The organism is Nocardioides eburneus, assembly GCF_040838215.1.
In the GTDB taxonomy this organism is placed as follows: Bacteria; Actinomycetota; Actinomycetes; order Propionibacteriales; family Nocardioidaceae; genus Nocardioides; species Nocardioides eburneus.
Map to the genome: position 1 here is coordinate 1 of NZ_JBFPJR010000034.1, position 23,998 is coordinate 23,998.

Annotated in this window: 25 protein-coding genes, 1 tRNA gene and 1 riboswitch; all 26 genes read right to left on the minus strand. The window is 71.4% G+C overall.

Translation table 11 applies throughout. The features are described 5' to 3' along the window. Positions 1–106: 106 nt before the first annotated feature. On the minus strand, positions 107–3,007 hold the full coding sequence (gcvP, locus tag AB3X52_RS16060; RefSeq protein ID WP_367995107.1) for an aminomethyl-transferring glycine dehydrogenase: 2,901 nt from the start codon (positions 3,005–3,007) through the stop codon (positions 107–109). 71 nt (positions 3,008–3,078) lie between these two features. Continuing rightward, positions 3,079–3,180, minus strand: a riboswitch (glycine riboswitch). 117 nt (positions 3,181–3,297) lie between these two features. Beyond that, positions 3,298–3,903, minus strand: coding sequence for a MerR family transcriptional regulator (locus tag AB3X52_RS16065; RefSeq protein WP_437440568.1), 606 nt, complete (start codon positions 3,901–3,903; stop codon positions 3,298–3,300). 197 nt (positions 3,904–4,100) lie between these two features. Then, positions 4,101–4,568, minus strand: coding sequence for a bifunctional nuclease family protein (locus AB3X52_RS16070; RefSeq protein ID WP_367995108.1), 468 nt, complete (start codon positions 4,566–4,568; stop codon positions 4,101–4,103). A gap of 76 nt (positions 4,569–4,644) precedes the next feature. Further along, complete coding sequence (gene ftsR / locus AB3X52_RS16075; protein WP_367995109.1) at positions 4,645–5,379, minus strand: transcriptional regulator FtsR; 735 nt, start codon at positions 5,377–5,379, stop codon at positions 4,645–4,647. A 4-nt stretch (positions 5,380–5,383) separates the two neighbouring features. Continuing rightward, the gene (locus AB3X52_RS16080) at positions 5,384–5,878 is read right to left on the minus strand and encodes a double zinc ribbon and FHA domain-containing protein (protein WP_367995110.1); all 495 of its coding nucleotides are present in this window, start codon (positions 5,876–5,878) and stop codon (positions 5,384–5,386) included. 88 nt (positions 5,879–5,966) lie between these two features. Beyond that, positions 5,967–6,353 carry a glycine cleavage system protein GcvH gene (gene gcvH, locus AB3X52_RS16085; protein ID WP_367995111.1) on the minus strand — a complete coding sequence of 129 codons (387 nt, stop codon included), beginning with the start codon at positions 6,351–6,353 and terminating at the stop codon, positions 5,967–5,969. Between the two features lie 101 nt (positions 6,354–6,454). Continuing rightward, positions 6,455–7,369, minus strand: a complete 915-nt coding sequence (locus AB3X52_RS16090; RefSeq protein ID WP_367995112.1) for a DUF881 domain-containing protein — start codon at positions 7,367–7,369, stop codon at positions 6,455–6,457. Continuing rightward, the gene (locus tag AB3X52_RS16095) at positions 7,362–7,694 is read right to left on the minus strand and encodes a small basic family protein (protein ID WP_348859729.1); all 333 of its coding nucleotides are present in this window, start codon (positions 7,692–7,694) and stop codon (positions 7,362–7,364) included. Before AB3X52_RS16095 ends, AB3X52_RS16090 begins: the two co-directional genes overlap by 8 nt. Beyond that, entirely contained in the window at positions 7,691–8,566 is an 876-nt protein-coding gene (locus AB3X52_RS16100; protein WP_367995139.1) for a DUF881 domain-containing protein, read from the minus strand. Before AB3X52_RS16100 ends, AB3X52_RS16095 begins: the two co-directional genes overlap by 4 nt. 5 nt (positions 8,567–8,571) lie before the next feature. Next, positions 8,572–9,264, minus strand: a complete 693-nt coding sequence (gene clsA / locus AB3X52_RS16105; protein ID WP_367995113.1) for a cardiolipin synthase ClsA — start codon at positions 9,262–9,264, stop codon at positions 8,572–8,574. A 68-nt stretch (positions 9,265–9,332) separates the two neighbouring features. Further along, positions 9,333–10,406: a hemolysin family protein gene (locus tag AB3X52_RS16110; protein WP_367995114.1), complete on the minus strand. Its 1,074-nt coding sequence runs from the start codon at positions 10,404–10,406 to the stop codon at positions 9,333–9,335. After that, positions 10,403–11,773: a hemolysin family protein gene (locus AB3X52_RS16115; protein WP_367995115.1), complete on the minus strand. Its 1,371-nt coding sequence runs from the start codon at positions 11,771–11,773 to the stop codon at positions 10,403–10,405. The genes AB3X52_RS16110 and AB3X52_RS16115 overlap by 4 nt, the downstream gene beginning before the upstream one ends. Positions 11,774–11,907: 134 nt before the next feature. After that, positions 11,908–12,729 (minus strand): spermidine synthase, encoded by an 822-nt coding sequence (locus tag AB3X52_RS16120; RefSeq protein WP_367995116.1) that lies wholly within the window; start codon positions 12,727–12,729, stop codon positions 11,908–11,910. Positions 12,730–12,817: 88 nt separating this feature from the next. Further along, a complete protein-coding gene (locus AB3X52_RS16125; RefSeq protein ID WP_367995117.1) occupies positions 12,818–13,465 on the minus strand; it encodes a hypothetical protein in 648 nt (215 codons plus the stop codon). Between the two features lie 603 nt (positions 13,466–14,068). Further along, a tRNA-Pro gene (locus AB3X52_RS16130) sits at positions 14,069–14,142 on the minus strand. 208 nt (positions 14,143–14,350) lie between these two features. Further along, the gene (locus AB3X52_RS16135) at positions 14,351–15,502 is read right to left on the minus strand and encodes a CDP-glycerol glycerophosphotransferase family protein (protein ID WP_367995118.1); all 1,152 of its coding nucleotides are present in this window, start codon (positions 15,500–15,502) and stop codon (positions 14,351–14,353) included. Between the two features lie 105 nt (positions 15,503–15,607). Beyond that, positions 15,608–16,960: a ribosome biogenesis GTPase Der gene (gene der / locus AB3X52_RS16140; protein ID WP_367995140.1), complete on the minus strand. Its 1,353-nt coding sequence runs from the start codon at positions 16,958–16,960 to the stop codon at positions 15,608–15,610. A 26-nt stretch (positions 16,961–16,986) separates the two neighbouring features. Continuing rightward, a complete protein-coding gene (locus tag AB3X52_RS16145; protein ID WP_367995119.1) occupies positions 16,987–17,727 on the minus strand; it encodes a lysophospholipid acyltransferase family protein in 741 nt (246 codons plus the stop codon). After that, positions 17,724–18,431 (minus strand): (d)CMP kinase, encoded by a 708-nt coding sequence (gene cmk / locus AB3X52_RS16150; protein WP_367995120.1) that lies wholly within the window; start codon positions 18,429–18,431, stop codon positions 17,724–17,726. The genes AB3X52_RS16145 and cmk overlap by 4 nt, the downstream gene beginning before the upstream one ends. An 11-nt stretch (positions 18,432–18,442) precedes the next feature. Further along, positions 18,443–19,531 carry a prephenate dehydrogenase gene (locus AB3X52_RS16155; RefSeq protein ID WP_367995121.1) on the minus strand — a complete coding sequence of 363 codons (1,089 nt, stop codon included), beginning with the start codon at positions 19,529–19,531 and terminating at the stop codon, positions 18,443–18,445. Positions 19,532–19,607: 76 nt separating this feature from the next. Continuing rightward, positions 19,608–20,372 carry a pseudouridine synthase gene (locus AB3X52_RS16160; RefSeq protein ID WP_367995122.1) on the minus strand — a complete coding sequence of 255 codons (765 nt, stop codon included), beginning with the start codon at positions 20,370–20,372 and terminating at the stop codon, positions 19,608–19,610. Further along, on the minus strand, positions 20,365–21,072 hold the full coding sequence (gene scpB, locus AB3X52_RS16165) for an SMC-Scp complex subunit ScpB (RefSeq protein ID WP_367995123.1): 708 nt from the start codon (positions 21,070–21,072) through the stop codon (positions 20,365–20,367). Before scpB ends, AB3X52_RS16160 begins: the two co-directional genes overlap by 8 nt. Next, a complete protein-coding gene (locus tag AB3X52_RS16170) occupies positions 21,053–21,916 on the minus strand; it encodes a segregation and condensation protein A (RefSeq protein WP_367995124.1) in 864 nt (287 codons plus the stop codon). The genes scpB and AB3X52_RS16170 overlap by 20 nt, the downstream gene beginning before the upstream one ends. A gap of 38 nt (positions 21,917–21,954) precedes the next feature. Next, positions 21,955–22,374, minus strand: coding sequence for a hypothetical protein (locus AB3X52_RS16175; RefSeq protein WP_367995125.1), 420 nt, complete (start codon positions 22,372–22,374; stop codon positions 21,955–21,957). Beyond that, positions 22,356–23,174 (minus strand): ParA family protein, encoded by an 819-nt coding sequence (locus tag AB3X52_RS16180; protein WP_437440569.1) that lies wholly within the window; start codon positions 23,172–23,174, stop codon positions 22,356–22,358. Before AB3X52_RS16180 ends, AB3X52_RS16175 begins: the two co-directional genes overlap by 19 nt. Before the next feature lie 429 nt (positions 23,175–23,603). Next, positions 23,604–23,897, minus strand: coding sequence for a GNAT family N-acetyltransferase (locus tag AB3X52_RS16185; RefSeq protein ID WP_367995126.1), 294 nt, complete (start codon positions 23,895–23,897; stop codon positions 23,604–23,606). Between the last annotated feature and the right edge of the window lie 101 nt (positions 23,898–23,998).

Genomic DNA, 23,998 nt, shown 5'->3' on the forward strand with positions numbered 1-23,998 from the left:
ACCCGCGACTCAACCCGCCACAACCCGCGACTCAGCCCACCACAACCCGCGACTCAACCCGCCACAACCCGCGACTCGGCGCGCCTCGTCCTGGCGAGTCGTCAGGTCACTCGGCGAAGGCGTCGACCGGCGGGCAGGCGCAGACGAGGTTGCGATCGCCGTACGCGTTGTCGATCCGGGCGACCGGCGGCCAGTACTTCTCCGCCGTGATGCCGGCCGGGAAGACCGCCTCCTCGCGCGTGTAGGCACGATCCCACTCCCCCACGAGCGCCCGGGCCGTGTGGGGCGCGCCGCGCAGCACCGAGGTCTCCGCGGTCCACTCGCCCGAGGCGACCCGGTCGATCTCGCCCTTGATCGCGATCATCGCGTCGACGAACCGGTCGAGCTCGGCAAGGTCCTCCGACTCGGTCGGCTCGACCATCAGCGTGCCGGCGACGGGGAACGACATCGTGGGCGCGTGGAACCCGTAGTCGACGAGCCGCTTCGCGACGTCGTCCACGGTCACTCCCGTCTCCTTGGTGAGCTGGCGCAGGTCGAGGATGCACTCGTGGGCGACCAGCCCGGAGTCACCGCGATAGAGCACCGGGAAGTGCTCGCCCAGCCGCGCGGCGACGTAGTTCGCCGACAGGACGGCGGCCGCGGTGGCCTTCGTCAGGCCTTCGGCACCCATGAGTCGGATGTAGGCCCAGGAGATCGGCAGGATCCCCGCCGAGCCGTACGGCGCGGCCGAGATCGGCCCGATGCCCGAGCGCTTGGCCTCCTCGGGGTGGAAGCCGTGCGAGGGAAGGTACGGCGCCAAGTGCTCGCGCACCGCGACCGGGCCGACCCCGGGGCCACCGCCGCCGTGCGGGATGCAGAAGGTCTTGTGGAGGTTGAGGTGCGACACGTCGCCGCCGAACTTCCCCGGTTTGGCGTAGCCGAGGAGCGCGTTGAGGTTTGCCCCGTCGACGTAGACCTGACCGCCGTGGCCGTGGACGATCTCGCAGAGCTCGGTGATGCCCTCCTCGTAGACGCCGTGCGTCGACGGGTAGGTCACCATGATCGCGGCGAGGTCGGCGGAGTGCTTCTCGCACTGCGCGCGCAGGTCGTCGAGGTCGACGGTGCCGTCGTTCGCGGACTTCACGACGACGACCTTCATGCCCGCCATGACGGCCGAGGCGGCGTTGGTGCCGTGCGCCGAGGCGGGGAGCAGGCAGACGTCACGCTGCGCCTCGCCGCGGGCACGGTGATAGCCACGGATCGCCAGCAGCCCGGCGAGCTCACCCTGGGAGCCCGCGTTCGGCTGGATCGACACCCGGTCATAGCCGGTGACCTCGACAAGCCAGCCCTCCAGCTCGGCGACCAGCCGGGCATAGCCCACGGCGTCCTCGGCCGGCACGAACGGATGCAGGTCGGCGAAGCCAGGCAGCGAGATGGGCTCCATCTCGGTCGTCGCGTTGAGCTTCATGGTGCACGAGCCGAGCGGGATCATGCCCTTGTCCAGGGCGTAGTCGCGTGCGGCGAGCTGGTGCAGGTAGCGCAGCATCTGGGTCTCGCTGTGGTGGGAGTTGAAGACCTCGTGGGTCAGGAACTCCGTGCTGCGCACGAGGCTCTCGGGCAGCGCGTTCGGCGTCGTACGGTCGAGCTCGTCGAGGTCGATCCCGGTGGCCGCACCCGTCGAGATGCCGAAGGCGGTGAGGACCGAGGTGACCGTCGAGCGCGTCGTGGTCTCCGACGTCGACAGGCCGACGGTGTCCGCGTCGATGAGACGCAGGTGGAGACCGAGGTTCCGCGCGGTCGCGACGATGTCGTGCGCCCTACCCGGCGCAGCCACCGTCAACGTGTCGAAGAAGGTGTCGCTCGCCAGCCGGTAGCCACCCGCCCGCAGCGCTGCGGCCAGCACGGCGGCGTAGCGATGCGCGCGGGTCGCGATCGACGTCAGGCCGGCGGGCCCGTGGTAAACGGCGTACATCGAGGCCGTGACCGCCAGCAGCACCTGCGCGGTGCAGATGTTGGAGGTCGCCTTGTCACGCCGGATGTGCTGCTCGCGGGTCTGCAGGGCAAGCCGGTACGCCGGGCGCCCCTCGGCGTCGACCGAGACCCCCACCAGCCGGCCCGGGAGGTGCCGCTCGAGGCCGCCGTGGACGGCCATGTAGCCGGCGTGCGGACCGCCGTAGAAGAGTGGGACGCCGAAGCGCTGGGTGGAGCCGATGACCACGTCAGCACCCAGCGCGCCGGGCGCCTCGAGCACGGTCAGCGCCAGCAGGTCGGCGGCGACCACCGCGAGGGCGTTGCGCTCGTGCGCGGCCTCGATCACGGGACGCGGGTCGAGCACGCGACCGGAGGTGCCGGGGTACTGCAGGAGGACACCGGAGATCTCCCCGGCGGGCAGCCCGGCCGCCAGGTCCACGACGACGACCTCGATCCCCATGGCTTCGGCGCGGGTGCGGACCACGTCGATCGTCTGCGGCAGCGCGTCGGCGTCCACGACGAACGGACCGCTGCCCTTCCCCTTCTTCGATTGGCGAGCGGCTCGGCGGACCAGGGTCATCGCCTCCGCCGCGGCGGTGCCCTCGTCGAGCAGGGAGGCGTTGGCGACGGGCAGCCCGGTCAGGTCGCCGACCATCGTCTGGAAGTTGAGGAGGGCCTCGAGACGGCCCTGGGAGATCTCCGGCTGGTACGGCGTGTAGGCGGTGTACCAGCTCGGGTCCTCCAACACGTTGCGACGGATGACCGCCGGGGTGATGGTGCCGTGGTAGCCGAGGCCGATGAGCGCCTCACCGGGACGGTTGGCGGAGGCCAGGTCGCGCGCGAGCGCCGCGACCTGCGGCTCGGTCAGTGCCCGCGGCAGGTCGAGCGCGTCGGGGTTGCGGATGCCGCCTGGGACGGCGGCATCCATCAGCTCGGCGAGCGAGCCGTAGCCGAGCCGGTCGAGCATCGCGGTCTGGTCCGCGGGGGCGAGGCCGATGTGGCGGTCCACGAACGGCAGCGCACCATCGAGCGCGGAGAGGGACGGGGTGTCTGACACAGTGGGCTCCTCGGGGACACACGGCACGGTGGTCCTCCCCCTCTGTCGCGGACGCACCGCTCCAGAGTCGCCTGCCCCACGTGGTCCGGGTGCCTGAGAGGTTCCGGGGAGGAATTGCCCCTTCGGCGCTCCTTGAGCCGTACGACGGCCGGGAGCTCTCCCACACGGGATGGTCAGCGCGTCCAGCATAACGGCGCCGGCCCCGGATCCGCGTAGTCGCGGAGCCCGGGGCCAGTGATGTCGGTCGCGTCGCCGGTGGACGCGCTGCGCGTCCGTCAGGGGCGGGTGGCTCAGCCTGCGGAGCGTGCCGCACGGCGTGCGGCCAGCTCGTCGCCCTCCACCGGGGCATCGTCGGAGGCGTCCATCGTCCGTTCGCTCGGCAGCTCGGAGAGCGTGCCCTCGATCTCCCGCCAGACACCACCGATGGCGATGCCGAAGACGCCCTGGCCACCCTGGAGGAGGTCGATCACCTCGTCGTTGCTGGTGCACTCGTAGACGGAGGCGCCGTCGCTCATCAGCGTGACGCGGGTGAGGTCGTCCGTGCCGCGCTCGCGGAGGTGCTGGACCGCCGTACGGATCTGCTGCAGCGAGATCCCCGCGTCGAGCAGGCGCTTGATGACCTTGAGGATCAAGATGTCGCGGAAGGAGTACAGACGCTGTGTCCCGGAGCCGGTGGCACCGCGCACGCTCGGCTCGACCAGACCGGTGCGAGCCCAGTAGTCCAGCTGGCGGTAGGTGATGCCGGCAGCGTTGCAGGCGGTCGGACCGCGGTAGCCGGCGTCGCTGGGCAGCGGCGACACGTCGTCAGTGAAGAGCAGTCCCTGCTCGTCCGCGTCCTCGGCAGCGCGCTTCGCCAGCCCTGGGTCCGCTCCCGGCTCCTGCTCGTGCTCGAACACGTCGTCCTCCGTGGTCTACTCCGTTGCGCGTAACTCCGACTCGGGGAAGACGCCGGGATCGGTGGACCACAGCGGTGGAGTTACAACGAAGACAGTTCACGGTATGACGACAACCCGGCCCGGTCAAAGAGGCAGGCGGCGTGTCGGAACCCTCAGCCTCAGGCTGAGAGTGACCGAACGCGAAGCGAGCCACCGGCTCAGCGGGACTCGAAGTCCTCGGGCGTGACCTGATCGAGGAACTCGCGGAACCGCTCGACCTCGTCCTCCTGCTCGGCGGGCACCGAGAGCCCCGCCTCGTCGAGGACCTCTTCCGCGCAGACGATGCGAGTGCCCGTCCGCAGCGCGAGGGCGATCGAGTCCGAGGGCCGCGCCGAGACCTCGACGCCGGACGCGAAGACGAGGTTCGCATAGAAGACCCGGTCCTCGACGGAGGTGATCTGCACCTCGGTGAGCTCGTTGCCGGTGGCCTCGAGGATGTCCTTCAGCAGGTCGTGGGTCAGCGGGCGCGGCGGCACGACGCCCTGCTGGGCGAAGGCGATCGCCGTCGCCTCGACGGCCCCGATCCAGATCGGCAGGTAGCGCTCGCCCGCCACCTCGCGCAGCAGCACGATCGGCTGGTTGGAGGGCATCTCGACGCGGACTCCGAGGACATCGACTTCACGCACGCTTTCACCCTACTCCGGCGATCCAGCGGCAGACCCGTCGCGCCGCCCGCCCGTCCGTCGTGACGCGAGACCGCGGTCAGCCGCGCCGCAGCCCTGCCTTGACGAGCGTCGCGTGGAGGCGTACGGCGAGCGCGGCGATCTCGCTCCCGATCTCGGCCGCGCGGCCGGCGGCCGAGGGGTCCGAGGCCCGCTTGTGGGGCGCCACGATCTGCTGGATGAGCCCGACCTCACGGTCGGCGGCCGCCTTCATCCCGCGCAGGTGTCGGGGCTCGATGCCGAACTCCGCCAGCTCGCGGGCCGTCCGGGCGACGACGAGCGCGTCGGTGTCGAAGTGCCCCGAGCGCATCGGCGTCACCAGGCCGGCCTTCTCAAGCTCGCCGAGCAGTCCCTCGTCGACCTCCGCGATCTTCAGCAGCTCACGGCGCGAGATGCGCATGGAGTCGTGACGCCGGAACGACTCCGGGCTGGGCGCGCCGTCGGCGGCGAGCGCGACGGTCGGCACCGTCGGCACCGTCGGCTCGATCGCCGGCGGCTCGAGGCCGCGGTCGATCGCGTCGAGGTGCTCGCCGATGACCTTGAGGGGCAGGTAGTGGTCGCGCTGCATGCGCAGGACATAGCGCAACCGGTCGACGTCGGCACGGGAGAACTTGCGGTAGCCCGCTGGCGTGCGTTCCGGCTTGATCAGACCCTTGTCCTCCAGGAACCGGATCTTCGGGATCGTCACCGACGGGAAGTCCGGACGCAGCAGATCGAGGACCTGGCCGATGTTCAGCCGGTCGCCGGACTCGTGCGGGACAGCGGACGGAGCCACTGCGTCAGCGGCCCTCGTGCCCGGTGTAGAAGACCAGACGGAACTTGCCGATCTGGACCTCGTCCCCGTCCTTGAGGACGACCTTGTCGATTCGGTCACGGTTGACGTAGGTGCCGTTGAGGCTGCCCGAGTCGCTCACCGAGTAGGTCTCCCCCACCCGGTCGAACTCGGCGTGATGGCGGGAGACGGTGACGTCGTCGAGGAAGATGTCACTCTCGGGGTGGCGGCCGGCGCTGACCTTCTCCTGGTCGAGCAGGAAGCGGCTCCCGGAGCCCGGACCGCGCTGGACCACCAGCATGGCGCTGCCGACCGGCAGCGCGTCCACGGTCGCGGCGTCGACCGGGCTGAGGAGCCGGTCGGAGGTGTCGGTCTGCTCGTTGCCGAGCTGGATCGTCGCAGTCGAGTCGGACGCGTGACTGGCGGCCAGCGGCGTCCCGCACTGCGAGCAGAACCGCGCATCATCAGGGTTCTGGCTCCCGCATGCAGGGCACAGGGACATCGGCGCTCCTGGGTTCCACGTGTCGGCTGGTGGGTCCGGCTGACCCTCAAGCAGACGCTGAGGGTCGCCGTGGTTCGAACCTATCAGGTCAGCCGGCCAGCGAGGCCTCGTAGGCCGCAGCGTCCAGGAGCCCGTCCACCGCGCCGGCGTCGGCGGGCACGACCTCGAACAGCCAGCCGCCGCCGTACGGGTCGTCGTTGACGAGCTCCGGGGTGGCGTCGAGCGCAGCGTTGACCGCCACGACCTCGCCGGAGACCGGCGCGTAGACGTCGCTCACCGACTTGGTCGACTCCAGCTCGCCACAGCTCTCGCCACCGGTGATGGTGTCGCCGACCGCGGGGAGCGAGACGTAGACGATGTCGCCCAGGGCGTCCTGGGCGAAGTGCGTGATGCCGACGCGCACCGAGCCGTCGTGCTCACCAGGGCTCCGGAGCCACTCGTGCTCGGTGGTGTACTTCAGGTCCTCGGGGTACACGGGCTCTCCTTCATGGTCGCTCGGCGATGCGCCACACCCTACTGGTTGGTCACCGAGCAACGCACCGGCGGGATGGCCTCTCGGGGCGCTCCCCCGCTGGGTCAGGAGGTGCCGTCGCCGGCCTTGCGCACGGCATGGATCTGGAGGTCCTGCACCTGCGCCACCTGAACGTCTGCCCCGTCGCCCTCGAGCTCGTCGGCCGGACCTCGGCCGAACGTCACGGCGCTCTTGAGCACGGCCGGGTCACCGATCACGCTCACGACGTACGGCGAGGTGAGGAGCTTCCCGTCGACGACCAGCCCGCCCACGCCCTGCTCGATCGAGGACTGCGCGACCACGCGGACCAGGTCGTTGATGGCGATCGCCTCGGCGCCGTTGGTCCGCAGCTCCTCGATCAGGTCGAGGAGGTTCTCGGACTTCACCGCGCCGGTCTTCTCCTCGATGGTGACCTTGATCCCGGGTCCGCGGACGGGAACGAGCCCGGCGAGCACGCTCAGCGTGCTGACCTTGTTCTGGGCCTCCTGCAGGGCAGCCTCGCGCTTGGAGGTGTCGGAGTCGAGGCGCTCCTTCGTGCGCTCCAGCTCCTGCAGCTGGCTCTGGGCCCGCTGGGTCGTCCCGGCGAGCCCGGAGAGGATGTCGATGAGGTCCTGCTCGCGAGAGCCGGCGTAGGTCGAGTCGTCGACGTTGGTGCGGACCTGCGTCACGCCGGCGAAGGCGACCAGCGCGAGCAGCACGGCCGCCAGCACCTGCCCGCGACGCGGGTGCGTGAGCGCATCGACGAGCCGGTCGCGGCCGGTCAGCGGCGCCTCCGGCTCGGCGACCGGACCGCTGTCGGGCGCGCGTCGCTGCTCCTCGGACCTCGACGGCTCCGCGCTCGTCTCGTCCGGCCGCTCCTGGGTGGCGCCCTGCTCCCGGTCCTCGAGCTGCTCGTCACCGTCGGCCGCGCCCTCCACCTCCGGCGGGCGCGACTCGCCGGCCGGCGACGCGGCGCGGGGATCCGTCTTCGGGTCAGGCATGGAAGATGTGCCTCCGGATGGCGGCGACGTTGGAGAAGATGCGGATCCCGAGGACGACGATGACGCCGGTGGAGAGCTGGCCACCGACGCCGAGCTTGTCGCCGAGGTAGACGATGCCCGCGGCGATGACGACGTTGCTCACGAACGAGACCACGAAGACCTTGTCGTCGAAGATCCCGTCGAGGAAGGCCCGCAGCGCACCGAAGACGGCGTCGAGGGCCGCGACGACGGCGATCGGCAGGTAGGGCTCCAACCCGACGGGAACCTCCGGTCGGAAAATCAGGCCGAGGACGATCCCGACGACGAGTCCGAGGGCGGCGATCAATGGTCCTCCTGAGGCTTCTGGCCGGTCGCGGATCGGGCGCTGCGCAGGTCCATCAGGCCGACGGGCCCGGCCGGGATCTGCAGGTGGTCGACATTGTCCATCGTGACAGGCATGCCGAGCGTGCTGGTCAGCAGTTGGAAGGAGCGACCGGACCCGGTCTCGGCGAACTTCGCGAGCAGCGTCCGGTTGTCTCCCAGCGCGGAGACGACGTACGGCGCCGAGAGCGACACGCCGTTGATGCGGATGACCGTCCCCGAGTTGCGCGGCGCGCTGCGGGCCGTGACGCGCTGGCCGTTGACGCTCACGGCCGTCGCGCCGGAGGCCCACAGGCCGTTGATCAGCCCGGCGAGGTCGTCGTCCTGGACGAGGCCCGAGCGCCCGCCGTTCGGCGCGTCGTCGACGCTGATCTGGACGCCCGGCCCTGCGACCGGTCCGAAGCCGGCGGTCTGCGCGAGGGCCTGCTCCCGCCTGGTCGCCTGGCTGAGCTGGCGTCCCATGTCGGCGAAGGCCGACTCCTCGGCGGTGTTCTGGTCGCTGAGGTCGGCGATCTGCTGGTGCTGCTGGCTGACCACCCGCTGCTGGTCGTCGATGCGGCTGATCAGCACCGACCGGCTCTCCTCGCGGACCGTGGCGTTGCGGGAGGTCTGGACCGCGGCGATCGCGACCAGCAGACCGAACGCGACGACGGCGACGACGGTCACCGCCGTGAGCCGACGCCGGCCGCCGCCGGCAGGGCGGTCGCCTGACGCCGTACGACGCCGGTCGGCGACGTGCAGGTAGTCCTCGTCGAGCGACTGCTGCGTGATCCGGGTCAGCAGCGGCATGGTGACCGACGACGGCACCGGCGGCCGCGGGGCCGGGTCGGTCCTCATCGCGCTCACGACCGGCCACCAGGACGCCTGCGCCGCCGTGGCGGCGTGGTGAGGAGGAGGCGACGGACCTGCCAGGCGTAGAGCACTCCGGCCCACCAGTAGAGCGCGATCCCCCACAGCGCGAACGACCAGCCGAAGACGCGGGCGAGCAGCGGCCCGACGCCGTCCCCCTGGCCGAGGAAGAGCAAGGGGAAGGCATAGAGCAGGTTGAACGTCGCCGCCTTGCCGAGGAAGTGGACCGGGAGCGTCGTGTAGCCACGCGAACGCAGCAGCGGAACCAGACCCCACATGAGCAGGTCGCGCAGCGGGAGCAGGACCGCTACCCACCACGGGATCACGTCGCGCAGCGCGAGCGCGACCACGACGGCCAGGATGTAGAGGCGGTCGGCGACCGGGTCCAACAGCTGGCCGAGCCGGGAGTGCTGGCCGAGCCGACGGGCGAGGTAGCCGTCGAGGTAGTCGGTGGCGCCGGAGAGGACGAGGACACCGAGCGCGGCGAGGTCGAGCCGCTCGTCGAGCACGAGCCAGAGGAAGACGGGGATCAGCAGGAGGCGTAGCAGGCTGACCGCGTTGGGCAGTGTCACGACCCGGTCGGCTCCGGGTGACGACGTGGGCGCGTCGGCGGCGGCCGCGCGGGTCTCGTCCGCCGTCTCGCTGCTCATCTCCTCCGCCTTCTCGCCCGCCAGCTCACCCGTCACACGTCCACGATAGACAGGCCGCGCCCCGTCCTCGGAATCCGAAATCGCGTGCCGCGCCGTCGGAAGGCTCAGCCCGCCGTGCCGTCGGCCCGTTCGCGCGGCTCGTCGGCGTGGGCCGCGTCCCGGATCTCGCCGACCAGCTCCTCGATGACGTCCTCGAGAGTCGCCACGCCGAGCGTCGTTCCCTCGGCGTCGACGACGCGCGCCATGTGGGCGCCACGCCGCTGCAGGGTCTCGAGCGCCTCGTGAAGCAGGTCGTCGGAGGCGACCGGCGCGAACGGCCTGATCCACTTGTCCTCGACCGGTCGCTGTCGGCGTACCTCGTCCGGCTCGAGGACGTCCTTGATGTGCAGGTAGCCCAGGAGGTCGCCGTCGTCGCCGACGACCGGGAAGCGGCTGAAGCCGGTCGCGGCACACACGGCCTCGACGTCGGCACCGGACGCACCACGGGGCACGGTCGTCAGGCGGTCGACGGGGAGCACGACCTCGGCGACACGCTTCTCGGTGAAGCCGAGCGCACCGGCGAGCCGGTCGTACTCGTCCTCCTGGAGGAGCCCCTCTCCGCGCGACTCCTCGACGAGCGCCGCCACCTCCTCACGCGTGTAGGTCGAGCTCACCTCCGCCTTCGGCTCGACGCGCAGCAGACGCAGGCTCCCGACGGCGATCGCGTTGAGGACCGCGATGAGCGGCCGCAGCACGGTGACGAGGGCATACATGATCGGGGCGAGCAGGAGGACGGCCCGATGGGGCGCGGCGAGGGTGAGGTTCTTGGGCACCATCTCCCCCAGCACGACGTGCAGGAAGGCGACGAGTGCCAGCGCGACGATGAACGCGACCGGGTGACGCGCGCCCTCCGGCAGGTGTACGGCGTGGAAGAGCGGCTCGAACAGATGAGCCACCGCCGGCTCGGCGACGGCACCCAACAGCACCGAGCAGACGGTGACGCCGAGCTGGATGCCCGCGATCATCGAGGAGACGTGCTCCATCGCGTGCAGCGCGGTGCGGGCGAGCCGGGAGCCGCTCTGCGCGGCCGGCTCGATCTGGCTGCGCCGCGAGGAGACCAGCGCGAACTCGGTCGCCACGAAGAACGCGTTGAGGAGCAGCAGCACGACGGCGAGGATCAGGGAGACGGGCGTGCTCACGCTTCGTCACCACCCTCCGGTTCCGACGGGGCCGCGTCGACGACCCTGAGCGAGAGGCGGTCGATCCGCCGCCCGTCCATCTGGTCCACGGTCAGGAACGCGAGGCGTTCGCGCGGCTCGTCCGGATCCGTCAGGTCGGGGACCGCCACCTCCGCCACGTCGCCGCGGGCCGGGATCCGGCCGAGCACCCGCAGGACCAGCCCGGCGACAGTGTCGTAGTCCTCGCCCTCGGGCAGCGCCACGCCGGTGACGTCCTCGACCTCGTCGGGGCGCAGCAGGCCCGAGAGGGACCAGCTGCCGTCGCGTCGCTTCCGTGCCCGCGCAGAGAGCGGGTCGTGCTCGTCGGCGATGTCGCCGACGATCTCCTCGATCACGTCCTCGAGGGTGACGATGCCCGCCTGGCCGCCGTACTCGTCCAGGACGACCGCCATCTGGAAGCCCTCCGCCCGCAGCAGCTCCATGAGCGGATCCAGACGGAGCGAGTCCGGCACGACGACGGGCTTCGCCATCAGGTGCTTCACCTTCACCGTCGCGCGCTCGTGGAGTGGCAGCGCGACGGCGTTCTTGATGTGCACCGTGCCGACGACGCCGTCGTGGTCATCGAGGACCGGGAAGCGGGAGTGGCCGGTCCGACGGGCAAGAGCGAGGAGCGCCTCCGCGCGGTCGTTCTCCTCCAGGCTGTGCACCCGCACCCGCGGTGTCATGATCTCCCCCGCGGTCCGGGTGCCGAACTCCACCGACTTCTCCATCAGCTCGGCGGTGTCGGCGTCGAGGGTGCCCTCGTCGGCGCTGCGCTGGATCAGGGAGGCGAGCTCGGTCGAGCTCCGCGCGGAGCGCAGCTCCTCCTGGGGCTCGATCCCCAGCCGGCGTACGAGCGCGTTCGCCGTGCCGTTCAGGAGCCGGATCGGCAGCCGGTTCACCGAGGTGAACCCGCGCAGGAATCCCTGCGTCGCGCGCGCCGTCCCGAGGGGCAGGGACAGCGCGATGTTCTTCGGCACGAGCTCGCCGTACAGCATCGTGAGCACCGAGGAGAGGACGAGCGCGACGGTGACCGCCGTCGGCTCGACGGCCCCCTGAGGGAGCCCGAGCGACCGCAGCGGGTCGTGGAGGAGTGTGCCGATCGCCGGCTCGGCCAGCCAGCCGATGCCGAGGTTGGTGATCGTGATGCCCAGCTGGGCTCCGGAGAGATGGGTGGAGAGCCGTTGCAGTGCCCGGCGTACGCCGGCGGCCTGCACGTCCCCCTCGTCGGCGGCACGGTCCACGCCCGCGCGGTCCACGGTCACCAGCGCGAACTCGGCGGCGACGAAGATGCCGCAGGCCAGCACGAGTGCGACCGCCGCGAGCAGGAGCAGGACGGAGGTCACCACGCGCGGCTCGCTCCGGCTCGAGCGGCGCAGCCGCAGGTGGTCGTTCGGGGCGGGTGGCTACTTTGAGAGCCGTCCATCGGGTGCTCGTTCGTCCTTCTGTTCGGGCGGGTCGGGCGAGGGCGGATGCCCCCACTCTAACGGCCGCGGCGCCTGGCGGGTTCCGGCTCGGGGCCCGCCTCGGCGTCGTCGGCGGTGAACGGACGCCCGCCGCCGAAGGAGTCGCTCACCGCACGATCGTCGAGGATGCGGTACGGCGCCGCGCTGCCCGCCACCCGGGTGGTGAGCTCCTCGACCGGGACGTGCTGGCCCGCCACCACCACCAGGTTGCCCTGCCGGCGGCCACGCAGTGTCGCCGGCTCCGCCGTCAGCATGACCTGCGGGAACACCGTGCGGATGCCGGCGATCACCCGCCGGGCATGGGCGAACGGCGCCCGGTCGACCAGGTTCGCCGCCAGCCGGCCGCCGGTTGCCAGGACCCGAGCAGCGTCGGCGAACGCCTCCGCTGTCACGAGATCGGCCGGGACCCGGCCATCGGCGAACGCATCGAGCACGACCATGTCGGCCGCGCCGTCATGCAGGCCCGAGAGGCCGGTCCGGCCGTCCACCGGACGCACCCGGATGCCGCTGCGGGGAGGCAACAGGAGCTCGGCGCGGACCAGGGCGGTCTGCGCCTCGTCCGGCTCGAGCACGACCTGCCACGACCGAGGTCGCCGTGCGGCGACGTACCGCGGCAGGGTCAGTGCCGCTCCCCCGACATGGACGACGCGCAGCGGCTGCCCTCCCGGGGCCTGGACGTCGACGACGTCACCGAGGCGGCGTACGTAGTCGAAGACCAGCCGGGTCGGGTCGACGAGGTCGACATGGGACTGCTCCATCCCGTCCATCCGCAGGATGAAGCTTCCGGGCCGGTCCGCTGGAAGGATCTCGCTCCTGCGCTCGGTCGCCTGCTCACCCACCTGTCGAGCATCCCATCCGCGCACGTCCCGGGGCCGGACGGTCCGCCCGGCCCCGCGTCCATCCTGTCGGTCGAGGGTCAGATGAGCATCACCTGACCGCGCGCCCGTAGCGAACGACGACCTGGGTGACGGGCCCGCCGGTCTTCTTGAAACCGTTGCTCGCCGCGACGACCGCCCGGTACTGCATCCGCTTGACCGGGATGCGCAGCGTCCACGTGCTCCACTTGTTGGTGCGCACGACCTTCGCCTTCTTCCACGCGCAGTTCGTGCAGGAACGCTTCTGGATGGTGACGAGACGCTTCTTGTACGCCGGGCTGACCTTGCCCGTGATCGTCTTCGCCTTCGGGTGGACCGCCGGCCGGGTCAGCTTCCGGTGGACGCTGATCGGGTGAGCCGAGGTCCTCAGCGGGTCTCCGGACGTGGGGACCACTCGGACGTAGTACTGCGTGTACTTCGCCGGCTTGACGCTGAACGCGAAGCTCGCCGGGGTCGTCTTGGACGCCACCTTCCCCCACGAACCGTGGTACGGCTTCGCATACAGGTAGACCTTCCCGCTGCTGACCGGCGAGGTGCCACTGACCTTCAACGTCTGGCCGTAGGTCACGGTGTTGGCGCTGTAGCGCACGCCACCGGAGTCGGCCGCCGAGGCGGGCGAACCGGTCGCGGCGAGTGCGCCGCCGGCGGCGACCACGGTAGCGGTCAACGTGCCGGCGGCGATGCGGACGAGCTTGTTCACGAGCAGGCTCCTGTTCGGGTCGGGTGACACGGGCGATCCGTGTCGTGAGGACGAACCGCCCGGCGGCATCCCGAGTGCCCCTCGCGACGGTTCGTGAGTGCCATGCCCGCTCGACCGGGGGCGAAACCCGAGCCGTGAGAATGTCCAGACCAGGCACGCGCCGCGGCAGGGACCGCCTCCGACCGCCTGTGAAGATCACCGTCGACGACGAAGAAGTAGTCGATCTCGTCGGGCTCGTAGGTCACCCGTTCGCTCCCCGTGGTCGAGAGCCAGACAACCCACGTGCCGTTGCGTCGCACGCCGGCCGTCTTCACCTGGATCCGGTCGATGCTGTCTCCGGCGACCGCAGCTGTTGATCCGTCCAGCGTCGCTGTCACGTGAAGTGGCTGTGGTCCAGGCCAAGGCCGTCTGCGCGGCGCCGCACCGATCGCATCGCAGCAGCAGAGGTCGCGGTGAGCCCGAGAGCTCTGAGGACACCGCGCCATGAGTGAGGCTCCGCGACGGCCGAGGCAAGAGCGCCATCCGAGTAGCGCCGAGACGGCGACACACGCACGTCACGTCATGCGCCGTATTGCCGCGCTCACGCGGCGACCATTCACACGGTCGGGCTGACAGGATTTGAACCTGCGACCCCTAGACCCCCAGTCTAGTGCGCTACCAAACTGCGCCACAGCCCGATGCTTCAGCCACACGCCCGCTGAAGCAAGACGCAGCCTAGCGTAGGAGTTCTGGCCCCCCACAATCGGGATGGCAGCGAGGCCCGAGCCGAGTCCGGCGCCGCGCGATCACCACCAAGTCCGCCGGGCCCGGCACTCCGTCGAGGCCCATATGCCGGCGTCCCTGGGCTGCGCACAGGTCAGGGACGGCGGCTCACGACCGGCCACCTCAGGCGGTCGCAGCGGCGATCTCGCCCTCCGGCGGCGGCTGGACGCCGACGAGCCGGTCACGCAGGGACACCAACTCGTCGATCGCGCCGATGAACCGCATGGTGCTGTCGCCGGCCGCGACGTCGCCGAAGTAGTGATGCCGCATCGCGGCGCGCGCGATCCGGTGCTCGTCGTGGTCGAGGCGGGCCGCCACCAGCTGGGCGAGTGTGGCCAGGTTGGTGGAGTCCACCACGTCGGCGCAGCGGCTCACGGGCACCTCCGTGCGCAGCCGCTCGCCGTCGTGGTGACGATCGGTGACGAAGATCGGCTTGTCGGTCTGGAGGTAGAGCCAGTCCAGGCCGACGGAGGAGACGTCGGTGATCATCGCGTCGCAGCTGGGGATGACCGCCAGGATGTCGCCCTGGGTGACTGCGACGTGACCGCCCTCCGGGTCACGGCGCGCCGCGTCCTCCACCAGGGCGAGGATCCGGCGGTGTCCCTCGGCGATCGCCGGCGTCGTACTCGTGCTGACCTTAGGGTGCGGCTTGTAGACCAGGCGTACGTCGGGCACGGTCAGGACCGCCTCGGCGATCTTTGGGCCGAAGACGTCGACCGAGGTGTAGTCGTTGTAGGCCGCGTCGCCCTCCCAGGTCGGCGCGTAGAGGACCGTACGCCGGTCGCTGGCAGGCAGCAGCGGCGTCGGCCGCAGGTCGAGCTGGGGGCGACCGATCCGGACCAGCTTCGACGGGTCGAGCTCCATCAGCCCGGCGAGATGACGCTGGACCGCGGCCTCGCCCGCGACGAACACGCGGTCGTAGGCCTTGGCGTTGTTGCTGACCATGCTCTGCTTGTCGCTCTCACCGTGGTTGATGTGCACGTGGAGCATCCGGCCGTCGAGCAACGACTGGAAGTTGCGCATGCCGTTGTTGCAGTAGACGACGACCTTCGCATCCAGGAAGTCGTAGAGCGAGACCAGCTCGGCGAAGGCGGGCGCGACGTAGACGGGCAGGGCGGTGCGATGGCGCACGATCGTCGCGGTGGCGGGCTCACGGGTCACGATGCCGACCGGGTGGCTCTCGTCGAGGAGCTCGAGCACGGGCAGCCACTGGAGCAGCTGGTAGACGCGGGTGGGATCGTCCGCGAAGTAGGCGATGACGTGGGGCTTCTGCACGACCGGATTCTAGGGCCGAGGACCCCTCCGGACACCATCGGCCAGAGGTCCCGGGGCCACCCCCCAAGGGCCCCTCGGAGACCCCGTCGCGCAGGCCCGCGTGGCTCAGCGCTTGCGCTTCTCCCGCACCCGCTGCTGCAGCACGATCGGGGTGCCGACGAAGCCGAACTGCTCGCGCAGGCGCCGCTCGATGAACCGCTCGTACGACGCGTCGAGCCTGCCCGAGGTGAACAGGATGAACGTCGGGGGCGCCGTGCTCGGCTGGGTCCCGAAGAGGATCTTCGGCTGCTTCCCACCACGCACGGGGTGGGGGTGCTCGGCGACGAGACGGCCGAGGAAGGTGTTGAGGGCGCCGGTGCCGATGCGCGTCTCCCAGCCCTCGAGGGCGCGGTCGAGCGCGGGCACGAGACGGTCGACGTGCCAGCCGGTGCGGGCGGTGATGTTGATCCGGGGCGCCCACTGGACCTGGACGAGCTCACGCTCGATCTCCCGGTCGAGCTGCCAGCGGCGCTCCTCGTCGACGAGGTCCCACTTGTTGAACGCGATGACGAGCGCACGCCCGGCCTCACGCACGGTCTGGAGGATGCGGATGTCCTGCTCGGAGATCGGCTGCCCGCCGTCGAGGACCAGGACGGCGACCTCGGCACGGTCGATCGCGGTGGAGGTCCGCAGCGAGGCGTAGTACTCGTGACCAGACGCCTCCTTGACCCGCTTGCGGATCCCGGCGGTGTCGATGAAGCGCCAGGGACGACCGCCCAGCACGATCAGCTCGTCGACCGGGTCGACGGTCGTGCCGGCGACGTTGTCGACGACGACACGCTCGGCGCCGGCGAGCTTGTTGAGCAGGGAGGACTTCCCGACGTTGGGCTTGCCGACGAGTGCGATCCGCCGCGGGCCGCCGACCTCCTCGCCCTCGGTGAACGCCGGCGTCTCAGGCAGCGCCGCGAGGACCGCGTCGAGCAGGTCGCCGGAGCCGCGGCCATGCAGGGCCGACACCGGGAACGGCTCACCGAGGCCGAGGTTCCACAGGCCGTAGGCCTCCGCCTCGGCGCGCTCGTCGTCGACCTTGTTGGCGGCGAGGACGACCGGCTTGCCAGCCCTGCGCAGGATCTTCACCACGCCCTCGTCGGCGTCGGTGATGCCGACCTTCGCGTCGACCACGAACAGGACCGCGTCGGCCAGCGAGACCGCGATCTCGGCCTGCGCCGCGATCCGCTCCGCGAGGCCGCGCGCATCGGGGTCCCAGCCGCCGGTGTCGACGAGGGTGAACGCCCGGCCGCTCCACTCGGCGTCGTACGACACCCGGTCACGGGTCACGCCGGGGACGTCCTGGACGACCGCCTCACGGCGACCGAGGATGCGGTTGACGAGCGTGGACTTGCCGACGTTGGGACGCCCGACGACGGCCAGGACGGGGACGGGCCCGGTCGGCGCGCTGTCGTCACCGTCCGGCGACAGGCCGATGCTCTCGAGCTCGTGCTCGTTCACTCGTTCTCCTCGATGGGTTCGGGAAGCGGCCCGGGCAGCGAACGCCCGGTCAACGCCTTCGCACGGTCCAGATGGACCTGCATGTGCTCCTGCAACAACTTCGAGACCTGCTCGACTTGTTCCCGGCGCCGCGGCCACGGCACCGCGTCGACCCGGAAGGGCTCGCCGTACACGATGTCGATGCGGCCGCCCTTGTGCGGCAGCGACGAGGCGCCGCCGCCCGGCTCGCGAGTGCCGAACATGATCACCGGGACGACGGGCGCGCCCGAGGCGAGGGCGAAGTACGCCGCCCCGTGGTGCCAGCGGTGGAGCTCGCCGCTCCCCCGCGCGCCCTCGGGATAAATCCCCATGACGCGCCCCTGGCGCAGGACGTGGAGCGCGATCTTGACCGCGCTCGGATCGCTGAACGTGCGGTGCAGCGGGATCTGGCCGACGAGCAGCAGGAACCGCCCGAGGAAGCCGTGCTCGAACATCTCCGACTTCGTCAGCGCGTGCACGGGCCGCGGCGAGTAGATCGCGAGCAGCGGGCCGTCCATGATGCCGACGTGGTTGGACGCCATGATGACGGGCCCCGTCGCGGGCACGTTCTCCGTGCCGTGCAGCCGGACGTCGTACCGCCGCCGGATCCCCCAGCGTCCGAACCAGCGGAACCGGTAGAGCATCCACCGGACCGGGTGGGCGACCTCGTCGGAGCGCGGCAGCTCCCGCCGAGCCCGGTCGGAGATCCCGGTCGTCACGGAGTCCTCGCCGTCGCCTTCGCGTCCTCCACCAGGGCGACCACCTGGTCGACGACCTCCTCGAGGGTGTACGGCGTGGTGTCGAGATGCACCGCGCCGTCGGCCTGCACCAGCGGCGAGGTGGTGCGGCTCGCGTCGATCCGGTCACGCGCCTCGAGGGACGCCTGCACCCGGGCAGCGTCGCTGCCGCCCTCCTCGAGCGCCCGACGCGCCGCGCGGGCGGCCGGGTCGGCGGTGACGTAGAGCTTCACCTGGGCCTGCGGCCAGACCACCGAGCCGATGTCGCGGCCCTCGACGACGATCCCCGGCCCATCGAGCGCGTCCTGGATCGTCGCGCGCTGCAGCTCGAGCATCCGCGCCCGCACCTCGGGCACGGCGCTCACCGGGGAGACGTTGGCGTTGACGAGGTCGCTGCGGATCTCGGTCGACACGTCGACGCCGTCGAGCGTGATCGTGGGCGCCTGCGGGTCGGTGCCGGAGACGATGACCGGCTCGTGGGCGCGGGCCGCGACCGCCGAGGCGTCATGGACGTCGACCGCATGCTCGAGCATCCACCAGGTCATCGCGCGGTACATCGCACCGGTGTCGAGGTAGCGCAGGGAGAGCCGGGCCGCGACACCCCGGGACGTGCTGGACTTGCCGGAGCCGGAGGTCCCGTCGATGGCGACGACGACAGCGGACGAGGGGTTCTGGGCGCTGCTCACGAGGCGGCAGCCTACCGGTGAGTGACCCAGCCTCTCGATTCCAGCGAGGTGAGCAGCCGCTCGGCACCGTCCTCGGCGACGAGCAGCTCGACGAGGCCGACGGGCCGGCCGGGGTCGTGGTCGATGTGGACGTCCTCGATGTTGACGCCGCTCTCCCCCGCGTCGGCGAAGAGGCGTGCCAGCTCGCCCGGGTGGTCGGGCACGGAGACGAACACGCTCGCGCCGGGTGTCTGCGGGCCGCCGTGCTTGCCGGGGATGGCCTGCGTGCCGGCGACGCCCTCGGCGAGCACGGCCCGGAGCGCCTCGCCGTCGCCGCCGGAGACCGCCTCGATCAGCGTCTCGAGCTGGGCGCGCACTTCGGTCAGCAGCTCGGTGACCGCCCGCGCGTTGCCCGCGACGATCTGGCCGTAGAGGGCGGGGTCCCCGGCCGCGACGCGCGTGACGTCCCGGACGCCCTGCCCGCTGAGCGCGAGGTGGTCGGCGGGCGCAGACGTGAGGCGGGCCGCGACCAGCGCCGACATCAGGTGCGGCACGTGCGAGGTGCGCGCGACGGCCCGGTCGTGCGCCTCCGGGTCGAGCCGCAGCGCGACGGCCCCGCACAGCCCGGCGAGCTCCTCGACCAGCGCCACCGCGGCAGGATCGGCGGCCGGGTGCGGCGTCACCGCCCAGGGACGTCCGTCGAAGAGGGACGCCGTGCCCGCCAACGGGCCGGAGCGCTCGCTGCCCGCCATCGGGTGGCCGCCGACGTAGCGCCGCAGCGTCTGCGCCGGCACCGCCGCCGCGACTTCGTCCAGCGGTGCGGACTTCACGCTCCCGACGTCGGTCACCACGGCGTCGTACGCCTCGGTGTCGCGGAGCGCCTGGACGATGACCGCCCCGAGCTGCGCCGGGGGCACGGCGACGACCACGAGCTGCGGTCGGTCGGCCGGCAGGCGCTTGCGGCCGGCGCCGAGGCCGCGCGCCGTCCGGACGTGGCCGGGCGAGGTGTCGCTGAGGACCACCTCCAGTCCCGCCCGGCGGCAGGCCAGACCGACGGAGGTCCCGAGCAGCCCCGTCCCGATGATCTCCACCGGACCGACGAGGGCGGGCTGATCAGGCATGGCGCTCAGGGTATCGGCCGTCCGCTCGCGTCCCTCCGCCGTCTCAGCGGGCCGCAGGGCGACCTCCCGGTCGCCGTCAGAGGCTGGTGCTGTCGAGCAGCTCGCCGAGCTCGTCGTTGGTCAGCTCGCGGTAGTCCCCTGCGGCGATGCCGGCGAGCTTCACCGGGCCGATCTGCGTCCGGGTGAGGCGTCGGACGGGATGCCCGACGTGGTCGAGGAGGCGCCGCACGATGCGGTTGCGGCCCTCGTGGATGACGAGCTCGACGATCGACTTCTGCGCGGACGTCTCCACCGTCCTCGCGCGGGTCACGGTCACCGGCCCGTCCTCGAGCGTGACGCCCTCGAGGAGCTGCTTGAGGATCCGCGGGTAGACCTTGCCGGCCACCTCCGCGACGTAGGTCTTGTCGACCTCGTACGACGGGTGCGCCAGCCGGTGAGCGAAGTCCCCGTCGTTGGTCAGCAGGATGAGGCCCGAGGTGTCGGTGTCGAGCCGGCCGACGTGGAAGAGCCGCTCGGGCCGGTCGGCGACGAGGTCCTGGAGCGTACGACGCCCCTCCGGGTCGCTCATGGTGGATACCACGCCTCGCGGCTTGTTGAGCGCGAGATAGACCTTGCCCGAGATCGGGGGCAGGCGGCGACCCTCCACCCGGATGACGTCGCGCGTGGGGTCGACCTTGGTGCCGAGCCGCGTGACGACCTCCCCGTTGACCTCGACCTGCTCGGCGAGCATGAGCTCCTCGCTGCGGCGCCGGGAGGCGACGCCCGCGAGCGCGAGCAGCTTCTGCAGCCGGATCAGTCCCTCGTCGTCGAGCGGCAGCTCGCGGGTGGGGTCGTCACTCACCGGTGTCCTCCTGGGCTGGTGCCTCCTCGCCGGAGGCGTCGTCGGGGACGGCGGAGGTCTGCCCGGTCGGGCTCGGCGGCGCGGAGGCCACCATCTCGCTCAGCTCGTCCTCCAGATCGTCCATCTCCGGCAGGTACGGCGCCAACTCGGGGAGGTCGTCGAGGGAGGTGACGCCGATCCGCTCGAGGAAGTAGCCGGTCGTGCGGTAGAGGTTGGCGCCGGTCTCGGCGTCCTGCCCGGCCTCCTCGACCAGCCCGCGGGTCAGCAGCGTGCGCATCACGCCGTCGACGTTGACCCCACGGATGGCGGAGACGCGGGCCCGGCTGACCGGCTGCTTGTAGGCCACCACCGCGAGCGTCTCGAGGGCGGCCTGGGTCAGACGCGCCTGCTGGCCCTCGAGCACGAACCCCTCGACGACGGCGGCGTACTCCTCCCGGGTGTAGTAGCGCCAGCCCCCGGCCACGCTCCGCAGCTCGAAGCCCCGGCCCTGCTCGGTGTAGTCCGCGGCGAGGTCCGTCAGCGCCGCCACCACCGCGTCGACCGGGTGCCCGACCGCGCTCGCGAGCGATGCGGGGGCGAGCGGTTCGTCGGCGACCATGAGCACGGCCTCCAGCGCCGGCCGCAGCTCCGCCCGGCGTACGGCGAGGGTCTCCTCCCGCGGCTCGTCGTCCTGCTGCTGCTCAGTCACCTGCTCGCTCATCGCTCTCTCCCTCACCACCGGGGGCGACCGACTGCCCCTCGAACTCGTCCTGGATCAGCTGGTCCACGTCGGTGTCGTCCTCGCCGGTCCAGCGGACGGTCAGCTCGCCCAGCGGCGTCATCTGGTCGAACGCCACCGCGCCCTCCCGGAACAGCTCGAGCAGCGAGAGGAACCGAGCGACCGTGGTGAGCGTGTCGGGTGCGTCACCGCACAGCGCGCGGAAGGTGAGCGTCCCCGACCGGCGGAGCCGGTCGACTACGATCGCCGCCTGCTCCCGCACGCTCACCGTCGGCGCGTGGATGTGGCTCAGTGAGACCTCGGGCGGACCCGGCTTCGGCGCCATCGCCTTCGCGGCGAGCTGGGCGAACTGCTCGAGCCCGATCCCGATGAGGACCTCCGGCAGCAGCGTCGCGAAGCGCGGCTCCATGCCCACGGCGCGCGGATGCCGCAGCCCTTCCCTCGCCAGCCGCTGCTCGAAGACGGCGGCGACCTGCTTGAAGGCCTTGTACTGCAGCAGCCGAGCGAAGAGCAGGTCGCGGGCCTCGAGCAGCGCGAGGTCCTCCTCGTCCTCGACATCGCCCTGTGGCAGCAGCCGGGCGGCCTTGAGGTCGAGCAGCGTGGCCGCCACCAGCAGGAACGACGAGGTCTGCTCGAGGTCCCAGACCTCGCCACCCGCCTTGACGTGGGCGATGAACTCGTCGCACACCGTGGCCAACGAGACCTCGGTGATGTCGAGCTTGTGCTTGGCGATGAGGCTCAGCAGCAGGTCGAAGGGGCCCTCGAAGTTGTCGAGGCGCACGGCGAACCCACCGCCTTCGGCCGCGCCCGTCGACTCAGACGTCACCCTCGGCTCCGTCGCGTCCGGCGAGGCCCCCGTCATCGTCACTCCCCGGCGAGCCGGCGGACCAGCGCGCTCTCCTCACCATGGGTCTCGAGGTCGGCGAGGGCGATCGCGATCGCCTCCCGGACCAGGCGGCCGCGGTCGACGGCGAGGCCGTGGTTGCGCCGCATCGAGAGTCGCGCGTGCTCGAGCTCGAGCAGCTCCTCGGAGGTGATGTAGACCGTCATCTTCTCGTCGTGGCGCACCCGGCCGCTCGAGCGACGGTTGCCGGCCGTCTTCGCCGACTCCGCGGCGTCCTGCGCGGCGCCGGCGCTCGCCGGTGCCTGCGGCACCTCGGGGACCGCACGGACCCGCCGCCTCGGGCGGGCCGAGCCGGTCTCCGCGGCGTCGTCGCCGCCGGGCGCTGCGGTGGGGCGGAAGAGGTCGTCGGCGGCCGGCAGCCTCACGCGTCGTGCTGCCACCGGGCGAGCACCTCCCTCGCCAGCTGGCGGTAGGACTCGGCGCCGGGGCTCGACGAGGCGTACTCGGTGATCGGCTCGCCCGCGACCGTCGAGTCGGAGAACTTCACCGTGCGCCGGATGACGGTGTGGAAGACCGTGTCGCCCCAGGCCTGCACGAGCCGCTCCATCACCTCGCGACTGTGGAGGGTGCGGCCGTCGTACATCGTGCCGAGGACGCCGTCGACCTCGAGGTCGGGGTTGAGCCGCTCCTGGACCTTGTCGATCGTCGTCTTGAGCAGCGCGACCCCGCGCAGCGCGAAGTACTCGCACTCGAGCGGCACGATCACGCCGTCGGAGGCGGTCAGGGCGTTGACCGTCAGCAGACCCAGCGAGGGCTGGCAGTCGATGAGGATGACGTCGTACGACGCCAGCGCGGGCTTGATGACACGCTGGAGCGTCTGTTCGCGCGCGACCTCGTGCACGAGCTGGACCTCGGCGGCGGAGAGGTCGATGTTGGCCGGCAGGAGGTCGACGCCCTCGATCCCCGACTCGACGACGACCTCGTCGAGCGCCACATCGCGCTCCATCAGGAGGTTGTAGATCGTGAGGTCCATCTCGTGGGGATTGAGCCCCAGACCGACCGAGAGCGACCCCTGCGGGTCGAAGTCGACCAGCAGCACCTTCCGGCCGTACTCCGCGAGCGCGGCGCCGAGGTTGATCGTCGTCGTGGTCTTCCCGACCCCGCCCTTCTGGTTGCACATCGCCACGACCCGCGCCGGTCCGTGGTGGGCCACAGGCTTCGGCTCCGGGATCACCGGCATCGGGCGCCCGGTCGGGCCGAGCTCCGGGGCCCGCACCGGGGTGTCGAAGGGCAGGGTCACGTGGTGCTCACTCTCCAGATGAGGGATCGACGACGGGGCTGGGCGGTGGGCGGCGGGTGGGATCTCGGGTGCGGCCGCGCCGCCGGTCCCACCGGACATGTCGGCTCCGTCACTCATTCGCGTCCCCCTCGGCCTCGTTCCGGGACATAAGTCGACACGACGACATGTGGCCCGGCTTCGGGCGACTGTAGAACCGCCCGAAACCGAGCCACAAGGCGGGGGTCGTTTCCCCCAGGCACGGAACGAAATCTGTTGAGGGCATGTGCACGACGGCACGGTTGAGTGCACAGGCCGACCCACGGTTGTGCAGAAGACTGTGGATAGATGCCGACGCGGCAGCGACGAGGGCGACGCGCGTCGGGCGCGGCCTCAGTTCTTCCGGTGAACGAGGTCCTGGTAGTCCGGGTGCTTGTCCAGCCAGCCCTTGATGAACGGGCAGAGCGGGACCACGTCGCGGCGACCGTCCGCACGGACGTCGTCCAGCGCGCCGCGGGCAAGCGCGCTGCCGACACCCTGGCCGGCGTACTCGTCGCCGACCTCGGTGTGGAGGAAGACGATCGCGCTGTCGGTGAGCCCGTAGACCGCGAACCCGGCGACCTTCCCGTCCACGAGAGCCTCGTAGCGGTGGTGTGCCGGGTTGTTCTTCACCTCGATGTCGCTCATGGGGCGAGCCTAGTGGGCGTCACGACCGTGACCCGCCGCGGCAGGCGGTGATGGCCGAAATGCGCGCACATCTCTCGTCCCTGCCATATCGGCGAGCCGCC